The 11957-nt window shown below is 65.1% G+C and carries 12 protein-coding genes and 1 tRNA gene; 7 read left to right on the top strand and 6 right to left on the bottom strand.

Annotated features, from left to right (window positions below):
• The first annotated feature begins 39 nt into the window (after positions 1–39).
• The 6 genes from AC1RQK_RS27555 to AC1RQK_RS27580 all read left to right on the top strand — a co-directional run bounded on the left by AC1RQK_RS27555 (position 40) and on the right by AC1RQK_RS27580 (position 4628).
• Positions 40–651, top strand: a complete 612-nt coding sequence (locus AC1RQK_RS27555) for an ATP-dependent Clp protease proteolytic subunit (RefSeq protein WP_492376282.1) — start codon at positions 40–42, stop codon at positions 649–651.
• A gap of 138 nt (positions 652–789) precedes the next feature.
• Complete coding sequence (locus AC1RQK_RS27560) at positions 790–1677, top strand: DUF4261 domain-containing protein (protein ID WP_492376283.1); 888 nt, start codon at positions 790–792, stop codon at positions 1675–1677.
• A 220-nt stretch (positions 1678–1897) separates the two neighbouring features.
• A complete protein-coding gene (locus AC1RQK_RS27565; RefSeq protein WP_492812350.1) occupies positions 1898–2098 on the top strand; it encodes a hypothetical protein in 201 nt (66 codons plus the stop codon).
• A gap of 83 nt (positions 2099–2181) precedes the next feature.
• Entirely contained in the window at positions 2182–2907 is a 726-nt protein-coding gene (locus tag AC1RQK_RS27570; RefSeq protein WP_492812352.1) for a hypothetical protein, read from the top strand.
• Entirely contained in the window at positions 2888–4204 is a 1317-nt protein-coding gene (locus AC1RQK_RS27575; protein ID WP_492376286.1) for a hypothetical protein, read from the top strand. Before AC1RQK_RS27570 ends, AC1RQK_RS27575 begins: the two co-directional genes overlap by 20 nt.
• A 28-nt stretch (positions 4205–4232) precedes the next feature.
• Positions 4233–4628 carry a hypothetical protein gene (locus tag AC1RQK_RS27580; RefSeq protein ID WP_492376287.1) on the top strand — a complete coding sequence of 132 codons (396 nt, stop codon included), beginning with the start codon at positions 4233–4235 and terminating at the stop codon, positions 4626–4628.
• A 21-nt stretch (positions 4629–4649) separates the two neighbouring features.
• Here AC1RQK_RS27580 and AC1RQK_RS27585 read toward each other — a convergent pair whose 3' ends face one another.
• Genes AC1RQK_RS27585 through AC1RQK_RS27600 form a run of 4 tightly spaced genes read right to left on the bottom strand, consistent with a single transcriptional unit; the run spans position 4650 to position 9704 of the window.
• Positions 4650–5312, bottom strand: a complete 663-nt coding sequence (locus AC1RQK_RS27585; protein ID WP_492376296.1) for a DUF2894 domain-containing protein — start codon at positions 5310–5312, stop codon at positions 4650–4652.
• Between the two features lie 7 nt (positions 5313–5319).
• The gene (locus AC1RQK_RS27590; protein ID WP_183035725.1) at positions 5320–5967 is read right to left on the bottom strand and encodes an OmpA family protein; all 648 of its coding nucleotides are present in this window, start codon (positions 5965–5967) and stop codon (positions 5320–5322) included.
• Positions 5964–8951: a DUF802 domain-containing protein gene (locus AC1RQK_RS27595; RefSeq protein WP_492812355.1), complete on the bottom strand. Its 2988-nt coding sequence runs from the start codon at positions 8949–8951 to the stop codon at positions 5964–5966. The genes AC1RQK_RS27590 and AC1RQK_RS27595 overlap by 4 nt, the downstream gene beginning before the upstream one ends.
• 9 nt (positions 8952–8960) lie before the next feature.
• Positions 8961–9704, bottom strand: coding sequence for a DUF3348 domain-containing protein (locus AC1RQK_RS27600; protein ID WP_492812357.1), 744 nt, complete (start codon positions 9702–9704; stop codon positions 8961–8963).
• Between the two features lie 299 nt (positions 9705–10003).
• Here AC1RQK_RS27600 and AC1RQK_RS27605 point away from each other — a divergent pair.
• A tRNA-Thr gene (locus tag AC1RQK_RS27605) sits at positions 10004–10078 on the top strand.
• 132 nt (positions 10079–10210) lie between these two features.
• Here the strand turns inward: AC1RQK_RS27605 and AC1RQK_RS27610 are convergent.
• Positions 10211–11032 (bottom strand): DODA-type extradiol aromatic ring-opening family dioxygenase, encoded by an 822-nt coding sequence (locus AC1RQK_RS27610; protein ID WP_492812359.1) that lies wholly within the window; start codon positions 11030–11032, stop codon positions 10211–10213.
• A gap of 25 nt (positions 11033–11057) precedes the next feature.
• Positions 11058–11921: an IclR family transcriptional regulator gene (locus tag AC1RQK_RS27615; protein ID WP_492812361.1), complete on the bottom strand. Its 864-nt coding sequence runs from the start codon at positions 11919–11921 to the stop codon at positions 11058–11060.
• Positions 11922–11957: the final 36 nt, after the last annotated feature.

The raw sequence follows: 11957 nt of genomic DNA on the forward strand, positions 1-11957 counted from the left end.
GCGCCGACAACCGCAAATCTGGAAGACAGGAGTTCGCCAATGCGCGAAATGATGCAACTCGTCCCTACGGTCGTCGAGCAATCCAGCCGGGGAGAACGGTCCTTCGACATCTATTCGCGGCTTCTGCGCGAGCGAATCGTCTTCCTGAACGGTGAGGTCAACGATGCGGTATCCGCATTGGTCTGTGCGCAGCTCCTGTACCTGGAAGCCGAGAATCCGGCGAAGCCTATCCATCTCTACATCAACTCGCCCGGCGGGGTCATTACAAGCGGTCTCGCCATGTACGACACCATGCAATACATCAAAGCGCCGGTGCATACGTTGTGCATGGGAACTGCGCGCTCCATGGGCTCGTTTCTGCTGATGGCGGGTGAGCCAGGCGAAAGGGTGGCGCTCCCCAATGCGAGTCTGCACGTCCATCAACCGCTGGGCGGTTTTCAAGGGCAGGCGTCGGATTTCCTCATTCATGCCGAGGAGATGCAGCGGACCAAGCATCGTGTCACCCGGCTCTATGCCGAACATTGCGGGCGCACCTACGAGGAGGTCGAGCGTACCCTTGACAGAGACCGCCACATGACATCGGAGCAAGCGCTGGAATGGGGGCTGATCGACCGCGTTCTCATGCAACGGGAGCCGACATCGCTGCGGTGAGCGAGCGAGCCGAGCCCCCTGGCGCCGGCCAGGAGAACTCGGATCTTGATGCGGGAAGGCGACAGCTGTGATTGCGGCCTGTAAACTGGCGGCGCGATGCGTGGATATCGCGCTTACCTTACTCCGCCCGTACAACAGATGAACATCTTCTCCCGCTACTTCGGACGCGCCGACGAATCTGCCGATGCCACCGCCCTGACCGCCAACGCCGCTATCGAGAATCCGCTTAGCCTGCAGGTGCTGTTCTGCGGACCGCTCACGATGCAGGCGGCTACGTTGACGACCGCCTTGCGCGCCTTTCATCCCTCCATGAGCAAGGCCCGCGCCGAGATTGCGCCAGATATGCAGGAGTTGTTCGGGCTCATCGGCTGGGGCAAGCATGTGGTGCGGCTGATTGGTTTCGATGCCCCCTATCCGCAGGACTCGCTCGAAGCCTGCGTGGCGCCCGCAGCCTACCCGGCGCAGGTCAAGGACGAGGTACGCGCGCACACCAGCCACATCATCCTGTACTACGCTGGTTTTGACGACAATCCGCTGGAGCAGTACGTAGCGCTCGCCGCCGTAGCCGGCGCCCTGGCGGGCTTCGGTGCCCTGGCGGTGTTGAACGAGCATGCGCGCACCTCACTGCCCGCCGGTATCCTGGCGCCAGACAGTCTTGGCAGCGAGAGCCTGGAATTGCTGCGCAGCCTGCCGATCAATGCCCTCTACTGCGGGTTCGTCAAGTATGAAGTGCAGGATGTACAGGGCGTGTGGATGCGCACCTATGGCGGCGACCTGTTCGGACTCCCCGACTTTGCTGTGCTTGCCAGTGGGCACGAAGAGGGCCAGCGGTATGCCGACATCTTCAACAACATCATGGGCTATATGATGGAAAGCGGCGCGGAGCTGGCGGCCGGGCATACCATGCAGATCGGCGAATCCACCTATTTGAAATTGCGCGAGCCGGCCGAGGTGGAGTATTTTCTGGATGGCCCCGGAAAGGTGCTGGTTGCAGAGGTGATTACGGAGGCGCAGATCAATCTGTAGCACTGCGTAACGGTTGCCGCTTGACGAACATATTAGTGGCCCGGGGCCAGCGTACTCCTTCTCATGCGCCTTCGCGCGCGCAGGTGCGAGGCAGCCTGGCCGCGCGACAGTGGCGCTGCCGCGAACGCATCATCCACGCACTCAACGGAGAGTAGACATCGAAGACATCGCGTTTGGCCTCGGCCTGCTTTTGGGGGGCATTTCCGCAGCCGTCGGGAGCATGCAGCTGCGCTCGGTAATATGGCGCGTGGTTTTGCCGGCCAGCATGGCAATCGCAGCATTTGCCGCAGCGACAATCTGGGGGCGACCGTACTCGGGCCTTCTGGTTTTATTCATCAGCGTGGCCACCGGCAGTGGCTATCTGATCGGCATGCTGGCAACGCTTTTCACGCGGCGCGCCATCCATCGAAGGACAGGTTGACGCGCGGATGAACCAATGCGCCAGGCTGTCGCCGATCCAATTGCCTAGTCAACTTTGAAACGCTTACACCGAATTCCACCTGAATGCCCACCGCCTTGCAAAGACGCCTGACCACCCTGCGCCGCGCCGCGCAACAGAAGAACCACTTCGCCGTCGACATCATGAGAACACGACCTGGCAAGAGCGCAAGCATCCGGGCGCTGGCCTTCTGGATGCTCGCTCTTCTGTTCACGACGTCCGCATTTTCTCAGCAGTTCGACCGCGCGGCACAAGCGCAGCGTTATCGCGCATGGCAGCAGCAATTCGAAACCGACTTCGCCACGCTGCAGCAGCGGCGCAAGGCGGGCGCGCAGATCACTGAGGCGCAGATCGAGCAGGTTTTCGCAAAGTCAGTCGTGCCGGAATCGCGTGCCGTGCCGCTATTGAAGGCTCTGGCGGAACAGAGCGACATTAGCGCGGGCAGCGGCTTCGCGGTGGTGGGTGCGGGGCGCATCTTCTTCGACCTGCTGCGCGACGCGGTGCCGGCGGGTGACGGCGGCATCTATCCGGAGAACGAAGCGACGATCGGCGCGCACAACCTTAGCGTCTGGTATATGCACATCAACGGCGGCGGTGGCGACACCACGGAGCGCTACTTCAGCGACCCCAAGCGCTTCGAGCCCTATCGCCTGCCACCGGCGGGCAGGTTTGAGCGGCGTGCCTATCCCTTCCTGTTGATGGATGACAAGAGCGGCGCATTGCGCCTGGGCGGCGTCAGCGCCGAGTTCTGGAACCTGGTGTCCTACCTCCATGCCACGCAATTTCAATAGGCCTAGTCCAGCGCAAACGCTGGCACTGCTGCTCGCGCTTTCCGTCTCGCCGGTCGCTCACGCCGTGTGCGATCCGGCGGCCAGCGCCTCGGCTGCGATGACGCGGGTTGTGGTGGACTTTCCGCTGGACGAAGCGGGCACGCTGCTGGGCCTGGATGGCGCGCGCGTCAAGTCGGACAACCTGGACACGCCGCTGCGCATCTCCATTGCCGGCCGCGCGCGGGCTTTGCTATGGGCTGAGCAGGTCGACTGGTCGGTCTACGGCCTGCCCACGGACCAGCGCGTGGGCCCAACCGTGCTGTACTTCGATGATGCGGGCGACAGCGCGCGCCACCTGTGCCGCGTGGAGCAGTACCGCTTCACCGAAGCGTTCGAACAAAGGCGCGAGGCGCTGCTGAGTCCGGCGCAGAGCCTTCGTTACGCATCGGAGCGGCGGCACGGCCAGCCGGGCAATCGTGCCAACGATGCGCGTGCGGCCGGGCCTGAAGACTACAAGCGGGAGCGCACGCTCGTCCTGCGCTACGACGGCGCGGCACGCTTGGCTGGGTTCGACACGTATGACAGCGATGACGACGCGCCGCCAAAGCTGTCCAGCCAGCATTGCCTACGCTACGACAAGGCAGGCTGGCTTGCCTCGTCGGGCGAAGGGGCATGCGAGTCCGGCTCCGGCGAGACGGCCGCGCTGCGCTATGTGCATGATGCCGATGGCCACCTGCTGCGCATGATCCAGCGCGATGCCCATGGGCGGCGTGTGCAGGTGCGCACCTTCGACGCGCAAGGCAAGCCACAGCACCTGTACGTCAAGGAAAGCCCGAGCGAGGGCTACTCGTCGATAAACGCAGGCCTGCCGTATCGCTTGCCCGAAAGCCTGGGCGCCCAGGAGGGGCAGGACTCAAGCTATGCCGCGAGCAATCCCGCGCAATACACCATGGTACTGAACGGCCCGGACTGGCGTGTTCCATCGGTGGAGTCCTGGCATTACCCATGGAAGATCCTGCTGCTGCCCGGCGACGAGGCCGCGGGCGACATGATGGCGTTCAGCGCCGGGCAGCGCGAGGTGCTCGCCGCTGGCAACAGCGGGCGGGGCAGCGACATCCGCCTCACCGCGCAACAGAAGCGCAAGATCTGGGAAACCGCGCGCGCGCGTCCGGGCCGGGTGTTCTGGAACTATGCGCCGGGGCAGGACCTGGTGCTGGTGGCGGCAATGCCGGAGGCGTTGTGGCGGCAGTGCGCGGATACATCGGAGCTCACGGCGCAGGCTTGCGAAGCGCCGCCGATCGCCACGGGCAAACGCTAGATAGACGACCAAGCAGACAGATCAACCCATGCCAAGCGTTTCATTTTCCATTCGTTTTCTCTTTGCCTGCTGTCTTCTGGTCGCGACAGCCAATCACGTGCGGGCAGATTTTCAACATGGCTTTCTCTGGGACTACGGCTATGGGAATGGCGCGTACTTGGCCAGCCGGGTGTTCTGGGGCGCGCTGACGATTGTCGATCCCTTGGCGGCACTGCTTCTTTTCATCAAACCAAGGGTGGGCATTGCTCTCACCGCGGCAATCATTATTGTCGACGTCGTTCACAACACGTTTTACGTCGCATTGAATCGGCAATGGCTCGAGCCGTTCTATCTTTCGCAGGTGGGGTTCCTTCTGGCGGTGCTGCTCCTCGCACCTGTGGCGTGGCATCGTACGGCTCGCCGGGACGAACTAAGCCGATATTGACCCGTCGTCCTCCAAGCTGCGCTAGCGTGGCCTGCTGCGAGCGCTCGGCTTGATGCTCCCTGCGCGCGGCGCGTCTTTACCCGCCATGACACCGCCGCCGTTCATCTGCTCCATCCACGACAAGGCATCGACGTACGACAAGAACTGGTGGAGATATTCAGGCGACAGATCGCGCATCAGGGAGAGCGAGCGATGCACGAGGCGGCTCGAATTGAGCGGGCCGGCATTATCGGGCACTTGCTCCAGCGACTGCCGCAACCGTCGATCGGTGCTGACCCTGGACCAGGTTTCCCGGAAGTAGTCGAGCACCTCCATGTCCGGTAAGGACGCGCGACGGGGCACGCCAGCAATCGCCGCGGGGGCGCCGCGATCCGACGGCGCCCGGATGGCGATGTAGTTGACCAGTCCGGCCAGCGGCCCGCGAGGGGGAGCGCCTGGTAATGCTGTGCCGCCGACGTTGCCGTCCTTGCTGTCTTTGCAACCGGCGCTTTCAAGATCGCCGGCATAGGCCTCGAGTAGTTTGGCCAGCCTGCCGTCCAGGATGTGTCGCGCATCGCCGCTGTAGGCGGCCGCGCGTCGGGCCAGCGCCTCGATGAATCGAAAGCGGACAGGATTCAGGCGATCGGCGCCACGCGCGCGCCATGCGTCGAGCGTGGCAAGGGCGTCGTGGCCTTCGCCACCAATCTCGCCACTAATCACGCGGCTTCCCCGTTTCGTTGGACGGCCTCGGAATCGGTGCGATTTCCACGCGCCGGTTCTTGGCCCGTCCCTCGTCGTTGGCATTCGAGGTCACGGGCTGCTCGGCGCCGAAGGCGGCCGCAAACACCGAGGAGGGCGGGACGCCTTCATCGATCAACGCGCGGGTTACCGTCAGCGCGCGCTGGGCCGACAGCTCCCAGTTGTCGGCAAAGCGGCGGTTGGCCTCGCGCACCTGGCGGTCGTCGGTAAATCCGCTCACCATCAGGATCTCCTCGCGGGCCTGGAGGTAAGCGGACAGCGGCGCGGCCAGGCTCTTCAACACCTCCCGGCCTTCGGGCTGCAATTGATCGGAGTTGAGGGCAAACAACACGCTGCCCTTGATGCCGATGCGCCCGTTGACCAGCGTCACCCGGCCCGCCGCCAGCGGGCCAGCCAGCGCTTGCTCAAGGGCCTCGCGGCGATGCTTCTCCACCTGCCGCTGCTTGACCTCCTCCTCCAGCCTGGTCGAGAGTTCAAGCTGCACGCCGATGACGCTCACCAGGATCAGCACAAAGGCGCCCAGCAGTACCGACATCAGGTCACCGAAGACGGCCCAGATCGGCACGGTCGGCTCCACGCCGGCGTCGATCTCCTCGCTCATGCCGCTTCAGCGCTGGCGGGCGCCCGCTGTGCTGCGAGATGTTGCAGGTTTTCGACGATCTGCTTCTGCGACAGCATGCTCAGGTCGATGACTTCCCTGGCCTGTGCGACGTAATAGGCAAGCTGTTCGTCGCTACGCGCGGCGGACTTGTCCAGCGCGGCTTCGATGCGCTGCAGGTGGGCCACCAGCTTGTCGTTCGACTCGCCGAACAGCTGCACCGCCATGCCGAAGGCTTCGCCCAGGCTTGCCACCTCGACGGCGCTGCCGGTGACCTGCGCGGCGACGGCTTCCAGCTTCCCGGCTTCAGCCTCGACCTTGTCGGTGAACCGGGTGCCAACACGATCCAGCAGATCCGCCGTCGTGCCCACCAGCGCGTCGACGGCCGTGCGCTGCTCGGTGGAGGCGTGGTTCACGGCATCGAGCAGGGTTTCGAGCGTTTCCAGCAAGCGGCCACGTTCCTCCAGCATCGCGTTGTCGCGGACCATGCTGTCCGAGAGCTTCTGGCGCAATTCGCCAATGACATCGGCGGCTGCCTTGGGGGCTTCCGAAGCGGCTTGCACGAGCCGGGCGATCTCGGCGATGGTGTTGCTGGCATGCGCCTGCGTCTGGGCCGAGATGTCGCGCGCGGTTTGCGCCAGCGTGTCGCAGACTTCCTGCTGCCGGCTGGCGTTGTGCGTGCCTGCCTGCTCCCATTCCTGGCGCAGCGTCGCCGCCATCGTGCCGAGCGTATCGGTCCAGGCCGCCAGCCGCTGCTGGTCCCGCGCGGCCAGTTCCGCTTTCAGGTCCGCATGCGATTGGCCCACGGTGCGCACCAGCGACGCAGAGTGCTGCTCGAACGTCGCCGCGGCCGCCGCCAGGGCGTGTTGGTTGTCGCCCGCCAGTTTTTCGCTGACGCGTTCGTGGTGGGAGAGCGCGTTGTTCCATGCTTCCGACATGCCGCTTGTCGCGGTTTCCAGGCGGGCGGAGACGCTTTCCAGCAGCTTGGGGGCCGCCGAAGCGGCTTGCACGAGCCGGTCGATCTCGGCGACGGTGTTGCTGGCGTGCGCCTGCGTCTGGGCCGAGATGTCGCGCACACTCTGCGCCAGCGTGTCGCAGATTTCCTGCTGCCTGCTGACGTTGTGCGTGCCTGCCTGCTCCCACTCCTGGCGCAGCGATGCCGCCATCGTGCCGAGCGTATCGGTCCAGGCCGCCAGCCGCTGCTGGTCTCGCGCAGCCAGTTCCGCTTGCAGGTCCGCATGCGACTGGCCCATGGTGCGCACCAGCGATGCCGAGTGCTGCTCGAACGTTGCCGCGGCCGCCGCCAGGGCGTGTTGGTTGTCGCCCGCCAGTTTTTCGCTGACGCGCTCGTGCTGGGAGAGCGCGTTGTTCCACGCTTCCGACATGCCACTTGTCGCGGTCTCGAGGCGGGCGGAGACGCTTTCCAGCAGCTTGGGGGCCGCCGAAGCGGCTTGCACGAGCCGGTCGATCTCGACGAGGGTGTTGCTGGCGTGTGCTTGCGTCTGGGCGGAAATGTCGCGCACGCTCTGCGCCAGCGTGTCGCAGATTTCCTGCTGCCGGCTCGCGGTGTGCGCGCCCGTCAGTTCCCACTCCTTGCGCAGCGTCGCAGCCAGCGTGCCGAGCGTATCGGCCCAGGCCGCCAGCCGCTGCTGGTCTCGCCCAGCCAGTTCCGCTTGCAGGTCCGCATGCGACTGGCCTACCGTGCGAACGAGTGCCGTCGATTGCTGCTCTAGGCTCGCCGCGGCAGCCGCCAAAGCGTTTTGATTGTCGCCCGCCATTTTCTGGCTGACGCGCTCGTGCTGGGATAGCGCGTGGTTCCAGGCCGCCGACAGGCTGCCGGTCGTGGCTTCCAGGCGGGTGGAGACGCCCTCCAGCAGGCCTGCGGAGCGTTGCTCGAAGGTGTCGGTGAACCGGGAGAGCGAGGTGCGCAGGTCCTGGGTAAGCGCTTCGCTCGATCGCTGGTGCCCCGCCAGCGCATCGTTCCAGATGCCGGCCACGGTGGTGGTGGTCGCCTCGAAACCGGTCGACAGGCCGTCCAGCTGCCGCTGCACGGCCTGCGTGACGGTGTCTTGCAGCGCGGCTGTCCCGCGCGCGAGGCTTGCCATGGTGGCCTCCACCGCCGGCTGGAGCGCCGCACCGGCGGCGCGGGCGCTATCGGCGACGCTCTCCTTCAAGGATTGCTCCACCGAGGAAGCCAGGCGGGTGTACGCGGCCTCGGCCTTGCCGTGGAAAGCGTCCTGGTTGGCGAGCTGGCGCTCGTGCAAGGCCAGGCTCTGCTGTTCCATGGCCGCCATCATGGCCTGCAGCCGATCGACCAAGGTGGGCATCACCTCGGCCTGCCGCTGCAGGAGCTTGAAGGTCTCCTCGCGCTGGTGGGACAGCGAGTAGATGCGCAATGTCGTCGCGATCCTGGTGTCGAGCATCTGCGCCGCTTGTGTCCGCTCGCGGCGGCACAACGTCGAAAGCAGCCCCAGCATCGCGGAGGTGGCCACGCCCGCGACCGAAGTGCCGAATGCAAATCCCAGGCCCTTGACCGGCGCGGCCAGCGAGGCGCGGATGGCCTGCAAGTCCGTCGCGCTTTCCAGCGCCATGCCGGTGCCTTTCAGGGTGGCCACCATGCCCAGGAACGTACCCAGCATGCCCAGCAACACCAGCAAGCCCACCAGATACGGCGTGAGCGACGGACCCGGCAAGCCCACGCGCTCACCTTCGATGCGCAGGCGCGTCGCATTGCGCAGGCTCGCGGGCAATAGCGCCAGCCAGGCATCCAGGCTGGCCGGCGGCTCGGACAGGCCAGCTATGGCCCGCGCCAAGGTGGACGTGGCCTGGTGATAGCGCCGCAGCTCGAGTGCGCCTGCCACATAGCAGGCGCCGATCAGCATGGTGACAGCCAGCGCCAGGGAGTTCGAGCCGGCGTAGCCGACACCGATCCAGCACACCGCGGCCAGACCGACCAGAAAAACAGCGAAATTAAGATATCTGGACATGGCGTCCTATTAGCTGGAGCGAAGGGCGGCAAGCAGCCCTTCGACCGGTTGAAAACGAATATCCAGTTCGGCAAGCAGTACGCTGCGCATATCCCTGCGGAACACGTCCAGCCATGCGCCGGACGTGACCGCCGCGGGCTCGCCCGAGGCCTGGGCATCGGCCAGCATTGCCTGCTCGGCCTGGCGCAAGCGCGCGAAGTGAGCTTCCAGCAAAGCGGGCACGCCACCAAGCAGGCTGCGCTCGCGCGCACCCAGTGCCCCCTCCATGACAGCATCCACCGCTGCGAGCTGCGACAGGGCGGGCGTCCTGGCGGCCAGCATCGCCCGCAGGCGGCTGCGCAAGCTGCCGATATCGGTCTCCATCGCCTGCTGCATCGAGAGATAACGCTGACGATAAGTCGCGTAATCGACCGCTGCATCCATGGAATCTCCCTGGGCAGGCGCTTGCGGTTGCCCGCGCCGCTTGGCGGAAGCAACGGCGCTATCGCCTGCGATGGCATTCGCCAGCGCGGCTCGCACACGGTCGCACGCAAGCGCTTCGGCGCTGCCGAAGGCGCGCCCGCCCGGGCCTACCGACGGTGGGTTGCCGTTCAGGGCCGTGGACAGTTCGATGGCATCGGCCCAGCCGAGCCACTGGCTCAGTCGGTCCGAGAGCGATTGTCTGGGTTCGGGAACATCGACGTCCGCAAGGCGCGCAAGCAAGCGAATGAGCGTCGGGCCGCTGCAACCTGTGTGCTGTGGAGCTTGCACCATACCGGCTGAATCAAAAACCCTGCAGTTTACACGCCAGCGAGGGGTGGACCTACCGCATTTCGCTTTGAATTGCGAATACCCACGCAGAGTCACATCGGAATCACATGCCGCGAGATATTTCTGCCGGAACAGAGATGGAAACTTTCGCGATTAAGGGGTTGCCGAGCAGGGTCGATTAGTCCATAATGCAGTCCATTGATTCGGCGGGAACTCAAAAAATTCCTTAAAAATCAATGGGTTAGAGTGATTTTTGGTGGTAAGGATAAAGCAGTAAGGTAGTAAAGCAACGCGTAATCGTTGCCCATGTGGCTCAGTGGTAGAGCACTCCCTTGGTAAGGGAGAGGTCGGCAGTTCGATCCTGCCCATGGGCACCATGTCTTTTCCCCAGGTCCCCAGGTTCGCGTTCTTCGCGCGGGCTTATCAAGCTAGCTGGCGCCGACAAGCTGTTCCTCCCGGCCCACGCCACTCTCGCCAATGCGGAATCCCGCACCGGCTGCCTTCAAGTTTCAGCTTCCCCCAAACATAAAGCTCGACACGGTGATGCCGCCGGCGAAGTCGTCTTCGTGGTAGACGCGCGTGGCAATGTCGTCTTCGGCCGCACCCACGGCAACCATCAATGGCAACAAGTGCTCTTCTCGCGGATGGGCCTGCCGGGCGGCGGGTGCGCTTTCCCAGTCCGTTAGCGCGGCAGTGCGCTGCGCTGGGGTGGTTGTCGTCAGCGCTTGCTGGAGCCAGGCATCGAATGCGGCCGATGGTGCTTTCCCAGCGGGGCCGAATGCGCGCAGGTTGTGGTAGCTCAGCCCGCTGCCCACGATGAGGATGCCTTCGTGGCGCAGCGGCACCAACGCTCGCCCGAGTGCGAGATGCGTTTGCGGATCGAGCCCGCGCTTGAGCGAGAGCTGCACGGTCGGCATATCGGCGTCGGGATAGATGGCGGCCATCGGCGCAAACATGCCATGGTCGAAGCCGCGCAGCGGATCGAGCCGCGCGGCCAGGCCGGCGTCCTCGAGCAAACCTTGCACGCGCGCGGCGAGCTGCGGTGCGCCCGGTGCCGCGTACTGAATCTGGTAGGTGTAATCCGGGAAGCCGTAGTAGTCATAGATCATGGGCGGCTTCGGGTTGGCCATGACCGTGAATTCCGGCTCTTCCCAGTGCGCCGAAATCATCAGGACGGCCTTGGGCGCACTGCCCGTGCGTTGTACCAGTTGTGGCATCTGCTGCAGCGCGGCCTTGAGCTTGTCGTAGCGGCTGCCCATCTGGTCCTCCATCCAGGGCCAGGGCCCGCCGCCATGCGAGATGAAGAATGTAGGGAGTGCAGGCGTTGTCATCCGGGCGTCTCCTGTTGACGTGGTGTCAGTGTGGGTGGCGCTGCCCGGCGGCGTAGCCGAGCAGGCCGGACAAATCGCGTGCGGCGCGCTTGACCTCGCGCTCTACGCGTTCGCGAAGATCGAGGTCGCGCTCGAAACGAATGTCCGGGCCGGCCACGCTGATGGCAGCCACCGTGGCGCCACTGGCGTCGAACACGGGCGCCGCGCAAGAGTCGATGCCGGGCTCGAACGCAGAGAAGCTCCAGGCGCAGCCGCGCTCGCGGTCGGCGGCGAGGATGTCGCCCAGGCGGGCATACGTGGCCGGGCTTTGCCCGGTGACGGTCGCGAGCGGTTCCTCGCCGAGCCGCTCGCGCAGCGTGTCTTCCGGCAGGCCGGCAATCAGCATGCGGCCGGGCGTGGTGAGGTGCGCCGGCACCCGGCTGCCAACCTGGATATTGCTGACCAGCGAGGTCTGCGGCATATCGCGCAGCAGGTAGAGCACGTCGCCGCCATCCAGCACGCCGAGATAGGCGGAGAGCCGCAGCGATTCGCTCAGGGTGGCCAGCACGCGCCGCGCAAAGACCGTGAGATCCTTGCCTGCCAGCACCTTTGCGCCCAGCTTGAGCAGAGCGAAGCCCGCCTGGTGGCCGCCCTGCGGCAGCCGCTCCACCATGCCTTCGTGTTCCAGCGTGGCGAGCAGGCGCATCACGGTGACGCGGTTCACGTCGATGCGCCGGCCGACTTCGCTCAGGTTGGTGGTGGACCCACCTTCCGCGATAAAGCGCAGCAGCCGCATGGCGCGGATCACCGGGCTGACCAGTTGCGTCTTGTCTTCGTCGCCGCCGTCGGCGAGATCGGCGGCATCGCTAGCGTCGGGCACGGGCTGGTTCAGCTTGGGGTTCTTGCTCATCGGTTCCGTGGAAAAGGGGGGGGCGGCGAGGTCAGC

This window comes from Cupriavidus sp. GW822-FHT02D05, assembly GCF_058802485.1.

Bases quoted from the DNA above. Each gene is read 5' to 3' on its own strand.
- AC1RQK_RS27555 (WP_492376282.1), top strand. From the start codon at position 40: ATGCGCGAAATGATGCAACTCGTCCCTACGGTCGTCGAGCAATCCAGC.
- AC1RQK_RS27560 (WP_492376283.1), top strand. From the start codon at position 790: ATGAACATCTTCTCCCGCTACTTCGGACGCGCCGACGAATCTGCCGAT.
- AC1RQK_RS27565 (WP_492812350.1), top strand. From the start codon at position 1,898: ATGCAGCTGCGCTCGGTAATATGGCGCGTGGTTTTGCCGGCCAGCATG.
- AC1RQK_RS27570 (WP_492812352.1), top strand. From the start codon at position 2,182: ATGCCCACCGCCTTGCAAAGACGCCTGACCACCCTGCGCCGCGCCGCG.
- AC1RQK_RS27575 (WP_492376286.1), top strand. From the start codon at position 2,888: ATGCCACGCAATTTCAATAGGCCTAGTCCAGCGCAAACGCTGGCACTG.
- AC1RQK_RS27580 (WP_492376287.1), top strand. From the start codon at position 4,233: ATGCCAAGCGTTTCATTTTCCATTCGTTTTCTCTTTGCCTGCTGTCTT.
- AC1RQK_RS27590 (WP_183035725.1), bottom strand. From the start codon at position 5,967: ATGAGCGAGGAGATCGACGCCGGCGTGGAGCCGACCGTGCCGATCTGG.
- AC1RQK_RS27595 (WP_492812355.1), bottom strand. From the start codon at position 8,951: ATGTCCAGATATCTTAATTTCGCTGTTTTTCTGGTCGGTCTGGCCGCG.
- AC1RQK_RS27600 (WP_492812357.1), bottom strand. From the start codon at position 9,704: ATGGTGCAAGCTCCACAGCACACAGGTTGCAGCGGCCCGACGCTCATT.
- AC1RQK_RS27610 (WP_492812359.1), bottom strand. From the start codon at position 11,032: ATGACAACGCCTGCACTCCCTACATTCTTCATCTCGCATGGCGGCGGG.
- AC1RQK_RS27615 (WP_492812361.1), bottom strand. From the start codon at position 11,921: ATGAGCAAGAACCCCAAGCTGAACCAGCCCGTGCCCGACGCTAGCGAT.